The organism is Streptomyces sp. NPDC030893, assembly GCF_055571535.1.
The window spans coordinates 108,997-127,210 of sequence record NZ_JBVIFC010000014.1 but is presented as its reverse complement, the minus strand read 5'-3'; the positions used below and the strand labels follow the sequence as shown (position 1 = coordinate 127,210).

Here is an 18,214-nt window from a genome sequence, read left to right as displayed (position 1 = left end):
ACACCCTCGTCAGAGGGCCCGCGGAGCCCCCGACGCCGCCGTCACGTCCCGCACCCACGGAGTCTTCGCGTCCACCCGGCTGCTCTTGCGCACGTCCCAGTCGCCGTAGCGCGGGTTGAGGTCGACGTCGAGCTTCTCGCCCGCCTCGGACAGCGCCTGCCAGAACTCCGGCCGGCTGGTGTCGGTACCGAGCCGCTCGGCGAGCTTCTGGGCCTGGAGCTGGAGGCGGAGGTTCTCCTGGAGGCGCTGCGGCGGGATGCCGTACTGCTGGAGCCAGGCGGCCTCCAGCGCCTCCGCGCCGCCCGCCTGCTGCTCCAGACCGGACCGCATCTGCTGGATCTCCCGGTCGGAGACCGTCACCCCGGCGTCCTGCGCGGCACGCTCCAGCACCCGGTCCAGGACCATGCCGTGCAAGGTGTCGCGGGTCAGGCTCCCGGTGCGCGCGATGGCCTGCTGGTACTGCGCCTCGTCCGGTACGGCCGCCCGCTGGGCCGCGCGGACCTCGCCGACCCTGTTCTCCAGCTGCGACACGGTGATCCGCTCCCCGCCGACCACGGCCGCGGCACCGGGGTGCGCGTCGTTCCCGCAGGCGGTGAGCAGGGGTGCCGCCGCGGCGATCGCGGCGGTGAGGAGGAGCGCGGTGCGACGGCGGCGGTGCAAGGAGACCTCCTGAGGAGAGCTTGTGCGGCGGTGCACAAAGTCTTGCGATGATCGATGGTAGGCATCGGCCAAGCTCTGGCCAACCCATTCGACCAACGATTCACGGCGACTTCGGGCACCGCCACGGGCATCGGCGCCCCGGCTTCGCCGTCGTCCCGGGCAAGGCCGGGCGCTCCGGCGGCGCTGTTGGGAAGGAGACCACGGGGATCCCCGGGGCAAAGGGCGACGGACGCGCCGAGGAACGTGCGGCTGACTTCCCGGCCGGACCGCTTGTGCCGCCCGATGGCTTGGCCTTGTCCCCTTGCGGCGCCTTGGGGGTGAGGATGGCATGGGGCACTCGACTGCCCGCACAGAAATAACTCATTTGTTATCGTGACGGTGCACAGAACCGCATCGGGAGGACTCCATGGCCACAATCACCGTCGAGATCGACGACGACCGTCTCATCGAGATGAAGCGGCTCCTGGACACCGAGGACGACAGCGAGACCCTTGCCCGGGCCGTCGAGATCGCGGCCGGGGCCATCTACCAACGCCGGGCCGCCCGGCGTCGGCTCAGCGAACTCGCCCACGAAGGCGGAGCGTTCGGTGAGGCGCCGTCAGCGTGAGCGAGGCCTTTCTCATCGACACGAGTGCCTGCAATCGCCTGTTCCGCCTGCCGAGCGTGGAGCGGGAATGGGCCCAGGTGCTCGACGCCGGACGCGTCAACGTATGCGAGGTGACCGAACTTGAGCTGGTGCGGGCTGCCGGAGGTCGCGAAGAGCGTGCTCTCCTCGATCGCTATCTCCACGATGCCTTCGGCTGGACCACCGCTCCGGAACGCACCCTCCTGCGCGCCCGCCAGGTCCAAGAACTCCTGGTCACCTCGGGACAACACCATGGCCCGGGAGCAGTGGATCTGATGGTCGCAGCAACTGCGGAACTCTCCGGCCTGGTCCTCCTCCACTACGACGCGGACTTCGAAGCGATCACCAAGGTCACCGGACAGCCGCACTGTTGGATCGCTCCCCGCGGTTCGGTGGACTGAGGCCCCGGAGAGGCACTCTCATGCATGCCAAGACCCAACTGCGTACCGGCCCCGAAGACGTCGCCCGTTTCCTCCGGCAGCTCCGCGAAGCCCACGGCCTGAGCCAACGCGCCCTGGCCACCCGCCTCGGAGTCAGCCAGGCCCGCGTGGCTCGCCTCGAAAGCGGCGCCAACAACCCCCAGCTGGACACCCTCGCTGCCTATGTCGCCGCCCTCGGCGGAACTCTCTCGCTGCGTGCAGACTTCGACACCTGATATCCGGCGTACTCGTGCACCGGGACCGGGGCTTCCCTCCGGTTCGTTCAGGTCATCCGCGCATCCGTCCCAACCGGCCCAGCCTCCGGCGCTGCCTCCTGCCGGGCCGCGCGACTCTCTCCGGCCCGGCTCTCCCTCTGCGACACCGTGGGCGCTCCGATCCGCAACACCCCCGCCGCCCACCGCACCCGCAGCGCGGCGGATCCCTTGGTGTGCTGTACGGCGTTGGCGACCAACTCGGTCGCGAGTAGTTCGGCGGTATCGACGAGACGGATCAGGCCGTGCATGGTGAGGATCAGGCGGAGGGTCCGGCGGCTGATCGTGACGGCGCGGGGGTCGTTGGGGATGTAGAGGCAGTACTCCCAGGGGTCGGCTGTGGTGCCGGTTTCGGACGGGTCAGCTCCTGTCGTCGGGTCAGGGGTTGGGCTCTGCAGCGGTGTGCGGGCGGTGGCATCGCCGCAACCGTCATGGCAGGACGGAGCGGTGCACTTCCGGAACCCCGGGATGCCGCAACGTGTGCGTCGCGTCACCGACGGTAGATCTAAATCTAGGGACGCGGCAAGCCGGTCGCGTAATCTGACGCCGAACGAGTCGCGTCTACAAGCACGTCAGGGAGCCGGGCAATGGTGAAGAGGCGCGAACCAACGGCACGCCAGGTGCGGCTGGCAACCGAATTGCGCAGACTCCGTGAGACCGCGGGCCTCAACTCCCTCCAGGCAGCCGGACTGCTCGGTGTGAGCCCCGCCCAGATCACCCATATCGAGTCCGCACTCGCAGGCGTGAGCGAGCAGCGAATCCGCCGCCTCGCCTCCCACTACGCCTGCACCGACGAGAAGTTCATCGGCGCCCTGGCGGCGATGGCCACCGATCGGACGCGCGGCTGGTGGGAGGAGTACCGGGGCCTCCTCCCTACGTCTTTCCTGGACTTGTCCGAGTTGGAGCACCACGCCCGGTTCCTGCGTCACGTGGCGGTTCTGTACGTGCCAGGCCTGCTGCAGACGGAGCACTACGCGCGTGCCGTCTTCTCATCCAGGCTGCCGGAACTGACCGCTGAGGAAATCGAGTTGCGCATCCAGCACCGAAGGGCACGCCAGGAGTTCACCATCCCGTACGAAGCGGTGATCCATGAGGCGGCTCTCCGGATCAGAGTCAGCGACCGTGCCACCTCAAGGGCCCAGCTCACCCGACTCCTCGAACTATCCGAAGCGGACCACATCACCGTGCGCGTCATCCCCTTCGATCTGGACGACTTCGCCAGCGCCTCAGGCACGATGACGTACGTGGGCGGCTCCCTGCCCAGGCTTGACACCGTGGTCCGCGACGCGCTGCACGGCTCGGCCTTCATCGACTCCGAGGCTCAGCTCAACACCTACCGAACGAGTTTCCGTAAGGTGGAGGCCGCGTCACTTGAACCCGAACAGTCGCGTGAATTCGTCCACAGGCTGGCGAAGGAGTTGTGAGGAACCCCATGGACACCTGGCGGAAGTCGTCCTACTCGGGCCCGGGCGACGGCAACGAGTGCGTCGAGATCGCGAACTCCCCCACCCACATAGCCATCCGCGACTCAAAGGCCCCGTCCAGGGCCACCCTCACCTTCCCGGCCCGCGCCTTCAGCGGCTTCGTCCAAGCCCTCAAGGGCGAGGACCACTCGACGGGGCCCGACCTCCCTGAATTCCACGACTGATCAGTCCGACTCTGATCGCCATCGCACGCCAACGGAAGGGCATCCGCGAGACAGAAGATGCTCCCGGGCATGCCTGAGTGTCACGTCCACGGCCACCTCAAGGTCCCGGCAAAGTCGTTCTGCAGCCCTGTGACGTGGGAATTTGCGGGGCGGAAGAGGTACGCGGGCATGGTCCGGTCCGGTTGGATGGAGGTTCCTACGCCTTACCGTCCGACCAGGGGATCACCCGCGCCATGCCGTCGTCCCTCATCCCTGCGCCTGTTCGCACGCCTGCCCCGGATCATGAGCTTCTCGTCCAACTGCTTGCCGGGATACCTGATCCGCGCCGTCGGCGTGGTGTCCGGCGCCCGGTGGGTGCTCTGACCGCGGTGGCGGTGGTGCCCGGAGCCCGGGGGTTCACCGCGATCGGGGAGTGGGCCCGGGACGCGGGACGTGTCGCGCTGGAATGGCTGGGCCTGGAGCGGGACGGGGTGGACTAATCAACGCTGCGGCGCCTGTTCGCCCGCCTCGACGTGGACCGTCTCGATGCGGTGCTGGGAGCCTGGGCCCTGACCAGGACCGCACGTGTCGCGGGCCGCAGGGTGATCGCCATTGACGGCAAGACGGTCCGGGGCGCACGCGGCGGCAGCTCCGCGGCCCCGCACCTGGTCGCCGCCCTCGCGCACGGTTCCGGGGCGGTGCTCGGCCAGGTCGCGGCGGGCGAGAAGAGTCGAGTAGCCGGAGGGAATTTCACCCCCCGGCTCTCACGGAACCGTGCGTAAAGATCTCCCTTCACACGGCTCTTGCCATCCTGATCACCAGCCCAAGGACGCTGCGGTAGTCAACTGCCACTGGGCGAACATGCGGGGATACCGCTTCGCGATCCCCCTCAGCTTCCCAAGTCTTCCTGGTGTACGGGGGTTGCCGCGCCCACGCGGCGTCAAAGCTGTCGGACATGCCGCGGACGGCTGCATCGGCCGGCCAGGCTCAGCAGCCCCGGCCGCCGAGGGACGGCCGCGCGTCAGCGGTACTTCTGTACCGTCCCCACCATCGCCTCGGCTTCCCCGCGGCAGCCCGCCAGGTTCCCGGCACTGCGGATCTCCTGGTCGCTCATGCCGCACGCTACGGTGATTGCCTCGTGCAGCCCGTCGGCATTTCCAGCTTTGATCACCTTGAAAAACCACTTCAAGGCCTCGACCTTGTCCGGGCGTCCGGCAGTGCCGTCCCGGTACCAGCAGGCAGCAACATACATCGCCCCGTCATGGCCGGACTCAGCGGCCTTCAGATAACAGCGCAGCGCCTCGGCATCCTGGTCCATGGCCGCAAGCAAGTCGCCAAGGACGACATAGGCGTCGTCGACGCTTCCCTCCCCCGCCGACCGCAGCAGCTCGGCGACCATATGAGGGTCACGCTTCCCCCACCACAGCTGCGCCAGATTGAACTGCGCGTAGGCGTCCCCCTGGTCGGCAGCTTCTTTGAACAACCGTTCAGCCTCCGCGAGATCCTGCGGGACTCCCAGCCCGTTTGCATAGAGGTGCCCCAGGCTTCGCTTTCCCGTGGCACTGCCTCGGTCAGCGGCCTCCTTAAACCAGAAAGCAGCATCGGAGGGGTTCTCCTCGAATTCAAGGAGAACCCCTCCGAGTACATCCTGCGCATCCACTTCGCCCAACCCTGCCGCCGCCCTGAGCTGCGGAAGAATCTCGGCGAGCCGATCAGCAGCAGTTGGATTTCCATCCTGCGCAGAGTCCAGAAGATCCAGCGCGATTGCCGCGATACCAGAGAGTTCGTCTGCCACTCAAGCATGGTACCGCCTGCCACCCCTGCCGCAAGAGGCTGTCAGTCACCCCCGTACGGCAACACCTCTCTTCGCCCATCAAGATTATTGAGGCCATTCGGATCGGCCACCCGTTTCACTTGCTTGTCATGGTTCGCAATCCTGGAGAAGAAGTCGACGCAGTCATCACACATCTCCCGGGACACCTTATGGAGTCCGCCGGGATTCACGATCTCCGCCTGCTTCTCTGCATGAGAATTGAAATATCGACCCGGTTCCCCGAGGTCCATATTATGCTTCCGGATGGGCATTCCCATTTCCGTCCGCTTGGCCGCGACATCGGCCACGTTGACCTTCTCGAATGCCTTGGTCTTGCGCATGGACCAACCGGATAGGATGAACTTACCGCCTGAAGTGACCCCTTGAGTGCCGACACTTCCGTTTTATGCCGCGAGGCCGAGCCGCTGCCGGTAGCGGGTTCTCGCCTCATACGGCGTGATGTAGCCGATGGTCGAGTGGAGCCGCTCCCGGTTGCAATGTTCCGCGATCCATCGGAAAACGTCCTGCCGGGCCAGGGTCCTTGTCTCCCAGACCGTCGTTCCGATCTCGGCCTTGAGGATGGCGAAGAAACTCTCCGCTGCGGCATTGTCGAAACACGACCCTGTTCGGCCGACCTCTGCCTGATGTCCAACTCCGCAAGTGCGGCCCGGAATTGACGGGATGTATACCGCGACCCGCGGTCCGAATGAAAGATCGCGTTGCCGGCCGTGTGCCCGCCGACGTGGGCCATTCGGATGGCATCCTCCACGAGCTGAGCCCTCATGTGGTCAGCCATCGACCAGCCCACGACCTCACGCGTGCACAGGTCGATCACCGTCGCCGGATAGAGCCATCCCTCGGCGGTCGGCATGCAGGTGATGTCCCCGACAAGTTTCAGTCCCGGCATCGGCGCCGTGAAGTCACGCAGGACGAGATCCGGCGCGGGTGCAGCCGAGCGGTCCTGTCTCGTCAGGGACCGCGACTTTCGTCGTGTGATCCCTGCGATCTGTCTTTCCCGCATGATCCGCGCGACCCGTTTGCGGTTCACGACGTGCCCGCGACGGCGCAGTTCGCGGGTGATCCGCAGAGCACCGTAGGCGCCCCTGGAATCGGTATGGATCTCGCGGATGCGGTGCGCCAGCTCCTCTCCGGCGTCGGCTTTCTCCTCTCGGGTCTCCTTGTTCTGGTGCCAGGTGCAGTAGCCGGACCGGTCCCAGCCCAGGACGTCGCACATCCGCTTCACGCCGTGGGCGTTCCGGTGTTCGTCGACGAAACGGAAGCGGATCACCGTGTCGTCTCCCGCGCGAAGTAGGCGGCGGCCTTCCGGAGGATCTCGTTGTCCTCCTTGAGCCGGGTATTCTCCCGCCGCAGACGCCTGAGCTCTTCTTTCTCATCGGGAGTCATACCGGCATCACCCCCGCCGTCCGCGTCCTGGGTGCGGGCCCTGTCCTCGCGGACCCAGTTCCGCAGCGTCTCCAGATGGATGCCCAGGCTTCGTGCGATGTCGGTGAGCGTGCGGTCCTTCGAGGAACGCACCAGATCCACTGCATCCCGCTTGAACTCTTGGGGGTAGTTCTTCCGCTTTGCCACCATGGATCACTTCCCCTGGATGACGAAACATCCAGCGTCCAGGTGTCGGAATCTCGGGGGTCACTCCAGCCCGTCAGCAGACCCGACAGGTCTTCAGCGGCACGGTGAGCGCCAACCGGTGCGCGTGGGCGGAGCAGAACGCACTGCCTGGCATAGCCGTCAAGAGCGCGGCGAAGAGGTTCGGCTGGGTGGTGAGTCTCGAAGCACCGGGGAAGGGCCCGCACTGCCGGAAGGCACGTGGCCGTCGGGGCCTTGCGGGGTGGCCGGCCATTGACCGGTCGGTGGCCGGTGCGGTCATCCGCGTACCTGGCCGAGCCACTGCAGTGTCCGGCGGATGTCGGCGGCGAGCGGGTGGGCCGGTCCCTGGGAGCGCTCCACGTCGTGCAGCAGCCGGACCAGAACCTCGTGCGCGGCGACGCGGTCGCCGAGAGCGAGCAGGAGGTGACCGATACGGCGGCGGACGTCATGGGCGAGTTGCGTGTTGCCGCCGGCCACGTAGTGGTTCTCGTAGTACGGCAGCAGTGTCCGGTACTCGGCGAGCGCCGCCGCCGGTTCGCCGAGCTGCTCCAGGCACTGGGCGGCCTCGTAGCGGTAGCGCAGGGACTGCGGGTCGGCCTGGCCGGCCTCGGCGGCGCGTTCGTCGGCGAGGCGGCGCAGTTCGGGCAGGGCGCGCCGGTACTGGCCGTCGTCCAGGAGGGTGGCCGCGTACTGCTTGCGCAGGGTGCGTACGACCGGGGAGTGCTCGCCGTGCTGGTCGGCGGCGACGGGCAGGATCGAGCCGAGGATGTCGACGGCCTGGGTGATGCGGCCCTCGCCGAGCAGCCGCTTCACCTCGTCCACGGCGGCGGCGACGTCGGCCTTCTCGCCCGTGGGCGCGGACGGGGTGGCGGGGGCCGGCTGGGGTGCGGGGGTGCGGGCGCGGTCCGGCCAGGGGGCGTGCGGGCGCAGGAAGGGGCGGGTGGGGTCCAGGGGCGCACCGGTGGGCGTGCCCCGCGCGGGGAGCAGCAGCGCCAGGTGCTCGTAGACCTCCTGCGCGGAGTCCGGGCGGTGCTGCGGGTCCTTGGCGAGCAGCCGCAGCACCAGCGTCTCCAGGCCTTCGGGGACCTCCGGCCGTATCCGGCGCACGGGCACCGGCGGTTCGTACAGGTGCCGGTGGAGCACGCCGAGCGCCGTCGAGCCGGAGAACGGCACGTCGCCGCTGAGCAGTTCGTGCATGAGCACACCGAGCGCGTACAGGTCGGTGTACGGGCCGACCGCGCCGCCCATCGCCTGCTCGGGGGCCATGTAGGCGGGCGAGCCGATGGGGGTGCCGGTGTGGGTGAGGCGGGTGGTGTCGGCGTCCATCACGGAGGCGACACCGAGGTCGAGCACGGTGACGGTGCCGTCCTGCTTCACCATCACGTTGCGCGGCTTGAGGTCGCGGTGGACGATCGGCACGGCGTGCACGGCGCTCAGGACGGCGCACAGCTGCGCGGCCACCGCGACCGTCCACTGCCACGGGTAGGGGTCGTGTTCGGCGAGGTGGTCGCCGAGGTCGGCGCCGTCGACGTACTGCATGACGAGGAACAGTTCCTCGCCCTCGCTGCCCGCGTCGTGCACGGTGACCAGGCCGGGGTGGTCGACCTGGGCGGTCACCCGGCACTCGCGCACGAAGCGGCGGCGCAGTTCGTCGGCCTCCTGGCCGGCCACCTTGTCCGGGCGCAGCAGCTTCACCGCGACACGCCGGTCCAGCCGTTTGTCGTAGGCCGTCCAGACCTGTCCCATGCCGCCCTGTCCGATGAGCGTGGACAGTTCGTAGCGGCCGGCGACGACACGTCCCGTCGTCACGCTCACCTTCCGCCTTCGCTGGTGTCCTGCTGCCCGTCCTGCCGGCGCAGGTAGTCACTGAGTTCGTCGAGCTCGGCACGCACCTGGTCGATCCGGGCCGGCGCGGGGCGCTGCGGCGGCTGCGACTGCGCCTGCGGCGGTACGGGGGTGGGTGGCACCGGCGTGTGCGGGGGCTGCGGCTGCGGTACGGGGGTGGGCGCGTAGGGCGAGGCCTGCTGCGGGAAGGCGTAGGGGGCGTGGGGGCCCGGGGCGTGCATCGTGGTCGCGTGCGGCGACGGCTGGGCCGGGTGGGCGCCGCCGTGGCGCGGGTGGTGGAGGCGGATGTCCACGATCAGGTAGTACGCGGTGGCGGCCGCGCCGAGCAGCAGCATCGCGAACACGGCGACGTCGGCGCGGGAGTCCGACTCCGGCAGCGCACCGGCCACCGCCGCGCAGGCGATGGACAGCGGGATGCTCACCCAGGCCACCGCCCAGTCGAGCGTGCGTCTCCGCAGGAAGGCGACACGGAACAGCGGTACGCAGGCCAGCAGGCCGCAGCAGAGGATGCCGGCGGCGGCGTACAGCACGCGCTGCGTGATGACCGATGCGCCGCTGGGTGGGGGCGGCGCCGCGCCGTGGCCGTACATGACTGCTCCTGCACAGGTGTAGCCGATGGGGACTCGAAGTCCGAGCGTATAGGTCCGCGGCGACAACCGGTCCGGGATGTACCGAACCGTTGCCGTCCCGGAGCCTTCAGTCGGGGACGATCGTCCCGTCGGTCAGGCCGTCGTACATCCCGCGCACGAGCTGTTCGCCGAGCCGGCCGGCCTGTCTGAGCGCCCGTTCGAACGCGTCGAGGTCGCGGAACCGGGCGCCGTAGCGCCGCTGTTCGGCCGGTGGCAGCCGGGGCAGTTGCAGCCGGCGCACGTCGAGCCGGGTGGCGGTGGACGCGTAGCTGCTGGCCTGGCGGTTGTTGGCGGTGCCGCGCAGGAACCCGGCGAGGAACCACGGGTCGAGCGCGGCGGGATCGGGGCGCAGCAGCACGAGGTTGCGGCCGAGGGCGGCCCCTGCGGTCGCCTCGTCGACGACCCGTGCGACGGCCCCTCCGCCGAGCACGGGGACGACGACGTCGCCCGGGGCGGTGAGCACCGCTTCCTCCTCGCTCTCCGGGAGGGTGCCGGAGGGGGCGGTCCCGGCGAGGACGTCGTGGTCGGTGAGCACGGGCAGGCGCGCGTGGCCGCCGTGTCCGCCGGTGCGCAGCTCCAGGGCGCCGCCGCGGGCCAGTTCGCCGACGGTGGTCAGCGGCAGGCGGCCGGACGCGGCGGGGGGCGCGGGGTCCACGGGCGGCGGGGTCAGGTCGGCGGTCAGCCGCAGCGTCTCGCCGAGCCGGTCGCGTACGCCGGTGAGCCGGCCGGCGCCGTCCGCGGCGGCCGGGGGCGGCAGATGGCGGGCCGGGGCGAGGTCGACGTCGTCGTCGAGGAGTTCGATGACCGGTACGGAGCGGGCCAGTCCGGGCCGTTCGTCGAGTCGGCCGGCCCGGTCGAAGGCGCGCCAGGCGTCCAGGACCGTCTCCCGCACGCCCGGCCAGTCCGGTCCGCCGCGGCCCTCGGCGGCGAACCGTCCGGCGTCGGCGAGCAGGACCTCCGGCTGTGCGGGCGCCTGTTCGGGCCGGCGCAGCACCCACAGGTGGAGCGGGATGTTGTACGGGGGTGCCGCGCCGGTCGGCAGGGCGACGACGGCGCGCAGCGCGCCCCGGCGCAGCAGGTCGGCCCTGATCCGGCGTCCGGAGCGGCGGGACGCGGCGGCGGGCGGCATCAGCAGCACGGCGGTGCCGCCGTCGCGGAGCCGGGCGAGCGCGTGCTGCACCCAGGCGAGTTCGGACTCGGTGCGGGCCGGGAAGCCGTACTCCCAGCGCGGGTCGTAGGCGAGTTCGTCGTGGCCCCAGTTGCGTTCGTTGAACGGCGGGTGGCACAGGACGGCGTCGGCCCGCAGGTCCGGGTGGGCGTCGGCGCGCAGGGCGTCGCCGGCGGCGGTGTGCACACGGGCGCGGGTGTGCAGGGCGAGGCGGAGCGCGGTGAGGGCGGCGAGTTCGGGGCTGCTGTCCTGGGCGTGGAGCCGCTGGTCGGGGCGGGGGGTGACGGCGCGGAGCAGGGCGCCGGTGCCGCAGGCGGGGTCGAGGACGGTGCGGGGGGTGCCGGCGAGGGCCGCCATGAGGCGGGCGAGGTCGGCGGGGGTGAGCGTGTACTGGCGCGGGTTGGCGTCGAGGTGCCGGCCGAGCAGGAATTCGAAGGTCTGCCGGGCGCCGAGTTCGGCGGCGAGTTCGGCGGCGCCGCGCAGGAGGGGGACGGAGGGGAGCAGCTGAGGGCCGGTCGGGGGTTCGACGAGGGTGTGCACGGGGGCCGGGGGGGTTCACAGCGCCCGGGGAGTTCACACGTGAGCCGTCCGGTTCGCCGGGAGCGGGCCCGGTGGTGAGCACCTGTTCCAGTGCTGTGGGCAGCAGGGCGGCGAGCCGCTCGTCGGAGCCGGAGCTCACGTCCAGCCAGACCGGGGAGCGCTCGTGGATCAGCAGCAGCCCGCAGCCGGCGTGAATGAGGGCGGTGACCGGTCCCGCGGGGTGGCCGGCGAGTTGCTGCCAGACCCGCTCCCTGAGCGGGACCTCGGCGAGTTTGCGGTGCCTGCGCAGCCAGTCCTCGACCTCGGCGAGGGCGAAGGAGGGGCTGGTCTCGGTGCCGCCGACCGGTTTGGGGAAGTCGGCGTGGCGCCGGCGCCAGTTGCTGACGGCCGCGCGCCCCACGCCGGCCAGCCGTGCGATTCCGGCGGCGGTCACTTCTGTCGCGTTGTCCTGCATCCCCGGCATCCGCCCCCGCTTCCCTCTGTTCGTATGTGATGAAGATCCTACCGGCATGCGTCGGCGCGAACGCTTCACGGCCGTGCACTACCCACTTCAAGTGAACCGCGTTGACTCGGTTCACAGTATCTGCTGTCATTGACCCCGCGAACAGAGCGACCGCCGAAAGGTGGCGGGCGCCGCCGTTGGGAGGGGACACAGTCATGGGCATGAAGACGAAGATCGTGCTGGGTGCCGTCGTGGGCATCGTCGTCATCGGCGCCGTCTCGGCGAACTCGGGCGACTCGGAGGACGGATCCACCGGCACCGGATCGTCCGCGTCGGCGCAGCAGCAGTCGGGCGGGGAGAAGTCGGACGGCAAGGGCGACGCGAAGTCCGCCGACGACAAGGGCGCCGAGAAGGCCTCCCAGGCCGAGCAGTTCAAGGCGTTCGTGGAGAAGAACGGCACGCCGCAGGAGAAGGAAGCCGTCTCCCACGTCACCAAGGTGCAGGGCGCCGAAGAGCAGAACGACATCCTCGACGCCGCCGACGTCTACACCGACTTCACCGGCGGCATCATGGGCGAGGGCACGGGCCCCGCCAAGCTCATCGCCTCCGCGTTCGCCGACTGGAAGCAGAGCGACAACGGCCTCGTCACCGTCTACGACGCCGAGGGCGAGCTGCTCGGCAACGGCAAGTTCTGACCGGCGCCCAGCGCCCGCTCACAGCGCGTGCCGCATCCAGACGTTCGGCTCGACGTACACCGCGTACCCGTGCCGCGCCTCGCAGTGCACCGGCACCAGGGCGCCGGGCACCTCGACGGCGCCCTCGGTGTCGAAGGGCAGGCCCGTCCAGCGGCGCCAGTCCTCCAGCGCGGCGGACACGGTCATGGAGGCCGGTGCCACGGACGCGATCGTGGCGCCGGCCCGGGCGTGGACGCGCAGCCACGGGTCCCGCGGCAGGCCGTCGGGGCGCACCCGGCGGACGTACTCCTCGATGGGGGTGCGCGGTTCCAGGTGCTTGGCGCTGGGGCGGACGGGGGCCACGACCTCGCAAAAGCCCCGGTGGCGGGCGTTGTCCCGCATCGCGGAGATCATCAGCGCGGACAGTCCGCGGCCCTGGGCGTGCGGGGCGACGGAGACCGAGATCGCGCTGACGGTGTCGGGACGCACTCCGCGCCGCAGGTCCGCGAACGCCCACCTGAGGACCTCGTCCCAGCCACGCGCGGGCAGTTCGCCCCGGCCGGGGGCGCCGAGGGCGAACGGCACGCTGTGGGCGGTGGCGACGACCTCGCCCCGGTCGTCCTCGGCGAACAGCACGTACTCCGGCAGCTCCGCGGCGATGCGCGGGAAATACACGGTGCCCATGAGGTCCTCGATCACGAACCGCGGCCACGAGTCCGCCATGTCGCCCACGGGCCGGGCCATGGCGGGGCGGTCGGCGAGGTTCGAGATCTTGACGTCCATGGCGCCACCCTAGACAGGCGCCCGCGCACGGGAAACCGGGTTTCCGCGGGCCGGCGCCCGTGCCGGTCAGCCGCCGCACTGCTTCAGCATCGTCGCCTTGTCGGCCGCCGTCACCGGCATCTCGTACCTGAGGGCGACCTGCGCGAACCGCACCGCGTATGCGCAGCGGACCTCCTTGTGCGGCGGCAGCCAGGACGCGGGGCCGGAGTCGGACTTGGCCGAGTTGGCCCGGCCCTCCACCGGAAGCAGGTTGAGCGTGTCGTTCGCGAGCTGCTCGCGCTTGCTCTCCGTCCACCGGGCGGCGCCCATCTGCCAGCCGTAGGACAGCGGGACCACATGGTCGATCTGCACCTCGGCCGCCTCCGCCTTCTTCCAGGCGATGTCCTTGCCGGTGTACGGGTCGTACAGGTTCATCGAGACGACCACGCAGTCCGAGCCGGACCGGAACCGGACGTCCCGGCCGTGGAGCTTCAGCAGATCGTTGCGCGTGTCGCAGCCGTTCCTCGCGAACGGCACCCCGTCGGCCGTGTCCATCCAGGCGTAGCCGAACTCCTCGCGGTCGTACCCCGTCTTGGGGCCGCGGCCCTTCGTGGTCACCTTCTCGATGAGGGAGACGGCCTCGGCGCGGTCCTCGTCGCCGGTCACGGGCGCGAGGCCCGGTTCGGTGCCGTCCGGGTTGTCCAGCGGGCTGACGCCGTGCCCGCCGGACGCGGGCTCACCGCTCCCCCCGCCGGCCGGGGAATCCTCGCCCCCCGGTCCGCCGCAGCCGGCCAGGAGCGCCACCGAGGCGATCACCGCCGGTCCCGCGTGCCGGATTCTCCTGCCCCACCCCTTGTGTTGCGTCACCGCGGCCCTCCCTCGCTCTCCTGATCCCTGCCCCGGCACGGGCGACCGACGCCGGATGTCACCGTAACGAGCGAGAGGTCCAGACCAAACCCGGCTCTTCGGGCATTCCTCGCACGGCGCGCGTATCGTCGGTACGGAGTCACTCTCCGGAAGGAGCCTCGCATGGGCATCCTCGACAAGTTCAAGAGCAACAAGGCCGCGCGCGAGAAGGCCCACAAGGCCTCGGACGCCGCGGAGAAGAAGCTGAACGAGAGGACCGGCGGCAAGTACGAACAGCAGATCGACACCGGACAGCAGCAGGCCGAACGCCGGTTCGGCATGGACCGCGACCGTCCCGACCGGCCGTAGGGCCTCGCGCACCCGTCAGGGCCGTCCACGGCGATCCGCGCCGTGGACGGCCGGCTGCCGTGCCCGCCGTCCCTCGGGGCCCGGAGGTCAGGAGCCCAGCACCGACGTCAGGAACTCCCCGACCCAGCCCAGCAGCTCCCGCCCGACCAGCGGCTTCCCACCCACCTTCGCGGTCTTCGGGCGGGGCACCAGGACCTGGTGGGCCGCCGCCTTGATGACCGTGCCCGGGTACAGCCGCTTCAGCCGCAGCTCCTGCGACTCGCGCAACTCCACCGGCGCGAAGCGGACGTTGTTGCCCTGGAGCACGACCTCGCCGACTCCGCAGGCGCGCGCGAGCATCCGCAGGCCCGCCACCAGCAGCAGGTTCTCCACCGGCTCCGGCAGCTTGCCGTAGCGGTCGACGAGTTCCTCGCGTACGGCCTTGACGTCCTCCTCGCTGTTGGCGGAGGCGATCGCCCGGTACGCCTGGAGGCGCAGCCGCTCACCCGGCGCGTAGTCGTGCGGGACGTGCGCGTCGACGGGCAGCTCGATCTTCACCTCGAGCGGCGGCTCCTCCTCGATCTCACCGGTCTCCAGCTGACGCCGGTAGTCCGCGACCGCCTCGCCGACCATCCGCACGTACAGGTCGAAGCCGACGCCCGCGATGTGCCCGGACTGCTCACCGCCGAGGAGGTTTCCGGCGCCGCGGATCTCCAGGTCCTTCATCGCCACGTACATGCCCGCGCCCATCTCCGTGTGCTGGGCGATGGTGGCGAGGCGCTCGTGCGCGGTCTCGGTCAGGGGCTTCTCCGGCGGGTACAGGAAGTAGGCGTACCCGCGCTCCCGTCCTCGTCCCACCCGGCCGCGCAGCTGGTGCAGCTGGCTGAGGCCGAAGTTGTCGCCGCGCTCCACGATCAGGGTGTTGGCGTTGGAGATGTCGATACCGGACTCGACGATCGTCGTCGACACCAGCACGTCGAACTTCTTCTCCCAGAAGTCGACCACGACCTGCTCCAGCGCCGACTCCGACATCTGGCCGTGCGCGGTGGCGATCCGCGCCTCGGGCACGATCTCGCGCAGCCGGGCCGCCGCGCGGTCGATGGACTCGACCCGGTTGTGGATGTAGAAGACCTGGCCCTCGCGCAGCAGTTCACGGCGGATGGCGGCGCCGATCTGCTTCTGCTCGTACGGGCCGACGAAGGTGAGCACCGGGTGGCGCTCCTCCGGCGGGGTGGTGATCGTCGACATCTCGCGGATGCCGGTGACCGCCATCTCCAGGGTGCGCGGGATCGGCGTGGCGGACATGGTCAGCACGTCGACGTTGGCGCGCAGCTTCTTCAGCTGCTCCTTGTGCTCGACGCCGAAGCGCTGCTCCTCGTCGACGATGACCAGGCCCAGGTCCTTGAACTTCGTCTCCGAGGAGAACAGGCGGTGGGTGCCGATGACGACGTCCACCGAGCCCTCGCGCAGGCCCTCCAGGACCGCCTTGGCCTCGGTGTCGGTCTGGAAGCGGGACAGCGCCTTCACCACGACCGGGAACTGCGCGTACCGCTCGCTGAACGTCCCGAAGTGCTGCTGCACCAGCAGCGTGGTGGGGACCAGGACGGCGACCTGCTTGCCGTCCTGTACGGCCTTGAACGCGGCGCGCACCGCGATCTCGGTCTTGCCGTAGCCGACGTCGCCGCAGATCAGGCGGTCCATGGGGACCGTCTTCTCCATGTCCTCCTTCACCTCGGCGATGGTGGTGAGCTGGTCGGGCGTCTCCGCGTACGGGAACGCGTCCTCCAGCTCGCGCTGCCAGGGCGTGTCGGCGCCGAAGGGGTGCCCGGGGGCGGCCATCCGGGCGCTGTACAGCTTGATCAGGTCGGCGGCGATCTCCTTGACGGCCTTCTTGGCGCGCGCCTTGGTCTTGGTCCAGTCGGCGCCGCCGAGCCGGTGCAGGGTGGGGGCCTCCCCGCCGACGTACTTGGTGATCTGCTCCAGCTGGTCGGTGGGGATGTAGAGCCGGTCGCCGGGCTGGCCGCGCTTGGCGGGGGCGTACTCCACGACCAGGTACTCGCGGGTGGCGCCCTGGACGGTGCGCTGGACCATCTCGATGTAGCGGCCGACGCCGTGCTGCTCGTGGACGATGTAGTCGTCCGCCTCCAGGGTGAGCGGGTCGATGGTCTTGCGGCGCCGGGCCGGCATCCGCGCGCCCTCGCGGCCGGAGGCCTTCTGGCCGGTCAGGTCGGTCTCGGTGAGGACGGCGAGCCGGAGGGCGGGGTCGACGAAGCCGTGGTCGATGCAGCCGCAGGAGACGTGCACCACGGACGGGGCGATCTCGCCGAGGTCGGCCTCGAGGCGGGCCGCGATGCCCTCGCCGCCGAGCACCTCGACCGTGCGGGCGGCCGGGCCGTGGCCCTCGGTGACGAACACCGTGCGCCAGCCGTCGGCGAGCCAGCCCTTGGTGTCGGCGAGCGCCCGCGCGGTGTCGCCGCGGTAGGTCTCGGGGGCGTGCATGCCGAGCTTGAGGGTGTCCCCGTCGAGCTCCTCGTCCGCCGCGAACGGCGAGACGGACCACCACATCATGTCCAGCTCACGCGCCCGCTCGCGGACGTCCGCGATGGACCACAGGGAGGCCGCGCCGACGTCGATGGGCGCCTCGCCCCCGCCGGCGGTCGCCGCCCACGAGGCCTGCAGGAACTCCTGCGAGGTGGCCACCAGGTCCGAGGCGCGCGTGCGCACCCGCTCCGGGTCGCACACAAGGGCCATGGCGCCCTTGGGCAGCACGTCCAGCAGCAGCTCCATGTCGTCGACGAGGACGGGCGCCAGGGACTCCATGCCCTCCACGGCGATGCCCTCGGCGATCTTGCCGAGCAGCTCGCCCAGCTCCGGGTGCGCTTCGGCGAGGACCCGCGCGCGTTCCCGTACGTCGTCCGTGAGCAGCAGTTCGCGGCAGGGCGGGGCCCACAGGCCGTGCTCGGCGACCTCAAGGGAGCGCTGGTCGGCGACCTTGAAGTAGCGGATCTCCTCGACGTCGTCGCCCCAGAACTCCACCCGGAGGGGGTGTTCCTCGGTGGGCGGGAACACGTCGAGGATGCCGCCCCGTACGGCGAACTCGCCGCGCTTCTCCACGAGCTCCACGCGTGCGTACGCGGCGGCGGCGAGGGCCTCGACGATCTCGTTCAGGTCGGCGCTCTGCCCGGTGCGCAGCGCGACCGGCTCCAGGTCACCCAGGCCCTTGACCTGCGGCTGGAGCACGGACCGTACGGGCGCGACGACGACGGAGACCGGGCCGGTCTCCGGGTCGTCGGGGCGGGGGTGGGCGAGGCGGCGCAGGACGGCGAGGCGGCGGCCGACGGTGTCGCTGCGGGGGCTGAGGCGCTCGTGCGGGAGGGTCTCCCAGGACGGGTACTCCACGACGCCCTCGGGCGGGAGCAGGGAGCGCAGGGCCGCGGCCAGGTCCTCGGCCTCGCGGCCGGTCGCCGTCACCGCGAGTACGGGGCGGCCGGTGTCGCGGGCGAGGGCGGCGACGGTGAAGGGGCGGGCCGCGGGCGGGCCGACGAGGTCGACGTGCATGCGGTTGCCGTCCGCGGCGGCCGCGATCGCTTCCGCGAGGGCGGGGTCCTTGACTACGGCGTCGAGCAGACCGTGCAGGCTCATGCGGGGCGGATTCCCTCCGGGGGTGTGCAACACGACGGGCCCGACGCGCGCTGCGGGCCGGGGGTGTCAAGGGTACGTCGCCGCGTCCGCGGGTGCGGGGGCTGTGGACGACGTCCGGCCGGCCGGTGAGCGGACTCGCGGCCCGACCACCAGGGGGCTCCGCCCCCCTGGACCCCCGTTCGGCCCTGGACGGGCCTCGTCCTGGATCGCCGGACGGACCGACCGACGGAACGAACCGGCGCCGGACAGTCCCCCAAGGACTCCCCGGCGCCGGTCTCCCCCCGCAACCCCCGT

The 18,214-nt window shown here is 70.7% G+C and carries 18 protein-coding genes and 3 pseudogenes; 8 read left to right on the top strand and 13 right to left on the bottom strand.

Annotation, left to right across the window (positions count from 1 at the left end; all coding sequences use genetic code 11):
• Positions 1 to 9 precede the first annotated feature (9 nt).
• The gene (locus ACZ434_RS24790) at positions 10 to 660 is read right to left on the bottom strand and encodes a SurA N-terminal domain-containing protein (protein WP_468459386.1); all 651 of its coding nucleotides are present in this window, start codon (positions 658 to 660) and stop codon (positions 10 to 12) included.
• 406 nt (positions 661 to 1,066) lie between these two features.
• Here ACZ434_RS24790 and ACZ434_RS24785 point away from each other — a divergent pair, with 406 nt between their 5' ends.
• The 3 genes from ACZ434_RS24785 to ACZ434_RS24775 are packed head-to-tail and all read left to right on the top strand — an operon-like array spanning position 1,067 to position 1,940.
• Positions 1,067 to 1,267, top strand: coding sequence for a hypothetical protein (locus ACZ434_RS24785; RefSeq protein ID WP_468459384.1), 201 nt, complete (start codon positions 1,067 to 1,069; stop codon positions 1,265 to 1,267).
• Complete coding sequence (locus ACZ434_RS24780; RefSeq protein ID WP_468459381.1) at positions 1,264 to 1,686, top strand: PIN domain-containing protein; 423 nt, start codon at positions 1,264 to 1,266, stop codon at positions 1,684 to 1,686. The genes ACZ434_RS24785 and ACZ434_RS24780 overlap by 4 nt, the downstream gene beginning before the upstream one ends.
• Positions 1,687 to 1,706: 20 nt before the next feature.
• Positions 1,707 to 1,940, top strand: coding sequence for a helix-turn-helix domain-containing protein (locus ACZ434_RS24775; protein ID WP_468459379.1), 234 nt, complete (start codon positions 1,707 to 1,709; stop codon positions 1,938 to 1,940).
• Between the two features lie 152 nt (positions 1,941 to 2,092).
• On the opposite strand, the pseudogene ACZ434_RS24770 reads toward ACZ434_RS24775, so the two are convergent.
• Positions 2,093 to 2,287: pseudogene (locus ACZ434_RS24770) on the bottom strand (ATP-binding protein); the annotation flags it as partial.
• A 276-nt stretch (positions 2,288 to 2,563) separates the two neighbouring features.
• Here ACZ434_RS24770 and ACZ434_RS24765 point away from each other — a divergent pair.
• From ACZ434_RS24765 to ACZ434_RS24755, 3 genes are all read left to right on the top strand, one after another.
• Positions 2,564 to 3,400 carry a helix-turn-helix domain-containing protein gene (locus ACZ434_RS24765; RefSeq protein ID WP_468459377.1) on the top strand — a complete coding sequence of 279 codons (837 nt, stop codon included), beginning with the start codon at positions 2,564 to 2,566 and terminating at the stop codon, positions 3,398 to 3,400.
• Between the two features lie 8 nt (positions 3,401 to 3,408).
• The gene (locus ACZ434_RS24760) at positions 3,409 to 3,624 is read left to right on the top strand and encodes a DUF397 domain-containing protein (RefSeq protein WP_468459375.1); all 216 of its coding nucleotides are present in this window, start codon (positions 3,409 to 3,411) and stop codon (positions 3,622 to 3,624) included.
• A 350-nt stretch (positions 3,625 to 3,974) separates the two neighbouring features.
• Positions 3,975 to 4,103, top strand: a complete 129-nt coding sequence (locus ACZ434_RS24755; RefSeq protein ID WP_468459373.1) for a hypothetical protein — start codon at positions 3,975 to 3,977, stop codon at positions 4,101 to 4,103.
• A 521-nt stretch (positions 4,104 to 4,624) separates the two neighbouring features.
• On the opposite strand, the gene ACZ434_RS24750 is transcribed toward ACZ434_RS24755, so the two are convergent.
• From ACZ434_RS24750 to ACZ434_RS24715, 8 genes and pseudogenes are all read right to left on the bottom strand, one after another.
• Positions 4,625 to 5,398, bottom strand: coding sequence for a tetratricopeptide repeat protein (locus tag ACZ434_RS24750; RefSeq protein ID WP_468459371.1), 774 nt, complete (start codon positions 5,396 to 5,398; stop codon positions 4,625 to 4,627).
• Between the two features lie 41 nt (positions 5,399 to 5,439).
• Positions 5,440 to 5,775, bottom strand: coding sequence for a hypothetical protein (locus tag ACZ434_RS24745; protein WP_468459547.1), 336 nt, complete (start codon positions 5,773 to 5,775; stop codon positions 5,440 to 5,442).
• A 45-nt stretch (positions 5,776 to 5,820) separates the two neighbouring features.
• Positions 5,821 to 6,090: an integrase core domain-containing protein gene (locus tag ACZ434_RS24740; protein WP_468459545.1), complete on the bottom strand. Its 270-nt coding sequence runs from the start codon at positions 6,088 to 6,090 to the stop codon at positions 5,821 to 5,823.
• Positions 6,051 to 6,704 (bottom strand): annotated as a pseudogene (locus ACZ434_RS24735) (IS3 family transposase); the annotation flags it as partial. The gene ACZ434_RS24740 and the pseudogene ACZ434_RS24735, both read right to left, overlap by 40 nt.
• Positions 6,701 to 7,009 (bottom strand): transposase, encoded by a 309-nt coding sequence (locus tag ACZ434_RS24730; RefSeq protein ID WP_468459369.1) that lies wholly within the window; start codon positions 7,007 to 7,009, stop codon positions 6,701 to 6,703. The pseudogene ACZ434_RS24735 and the gene ACZ434_RS24730, both read right to left, overlap by 4 nt.
• 291 nt (positions 7,010 to 7,300) lie before the next feature.
• Positions 7,301 to 8,797, bottom strand: a complete 1,497-nt coding sequence (locus tag ACZ434_RS24725; protein WP_468459543.1) for a protein kinase domain-containing protein — start codon at positions 8,795 to 8,797, stop codon at positions 7,301 to 7,303.
• A 38-nt stretch (positions 8,798 to 8,835) separates the two neighbouring features.
• The gene (locus tag ACZ434_RS24720) at positions 8,836 to 9,459 is read right to left on the bottom strand and encodes a hypothetical protein (protein WP_468459367.1); all 624 of its coding nucleotides are present in this window, start codon (positions 9,457 to 9,459) and stop codon (positions 8,836 to 8,838) included.
• 106 nt (positions 9,460 to 9,565) lie between these two features.
• Positions 9,566 to 11,660 (bottom strand): annotated as a pseudogene (locus tag ACZ434_RS24715) (N-6 DNA methylase).
• 203 nt (positions 11,661 to 11,863) lie between these two features.
• Here ACZ434_RS24715 and ACZ434_RS24710 point away from each other — a divergent pair.
• Positions 11,864 to 12,343, top strand: a complete 480-nt coding sequence (locus ACZ434_RS24710; protein ID WP_468459365.1) for a hypothetical protein — start codon at positions 11,864 to 11,866, stop codon at positions 12,341 to 12,343.
• An 18-nt stretch (positions 12,344 to 12,361) separates the two neighbouring features.
• Here the strand turns inward: ACZ434_RS24710 and ACZ434_RS24705 are convergent, their stop codons facing one another.
• Both ACZ434_RS24705 and ACZ434_RS24700 read right to left on the bottom strand, forming a co-directional pair.
• Positions 12,362 to 13,105, bottom strand: coding sequence for an N-acetyltransferase (locus ACZ434_RS24705; protein ID WP_468459363.1), 744 nt, complete (start codon positions 13,103 to 13,105; stop codon positions 12,362 to 12,364).
• A 66-nt stretch (positions 13,106 to 13,171) separates the two neighbouring features.
• A complete protein-coding gene (locus ACZ434_RS24700) occupies positions 13,172 to 13,951 on the bottom strand; it encodes an HNH endonuclease family protein (protein WP_468459361.1) in 780 nt (259 codons plus the stop codon).
• Between the two features lie 162 nt (positions 13,952 to 14,113).
• Here ACZ434_RS24700 and ACZ434_RS24695 point away from each other — a divergent pair, with 162 nt between their 5' ends.
• Entirely contained in the window at positions 14,114 to 14,299 is a 186-nt protein-coding gene (locus tag ACZ434_RS24695; protein ID WP_468459359.1) for an antitoxin, read from the top strand.
• Between the two features lie 87 nt (positions 14,300 to 14,386).
• Here the strand turns inward: ACZ434_RS24695 and mfd are convergent, their stop codons facing one another.
• Positions 14,387 to 17,920: a transcription-repair coupling factor gene (gene mfd / locus ACZ434_RS24690; protein ID WP_468459357.1), complete on the bottom strand. Its 3,534-nt coding sequence runs from the start codon at positions 17,918 to 17,920 to the stop codon at positions 14,387 to 14,389.
• Positions 17,921 to 18,214 lie beyond the last annotated feature (294 nt).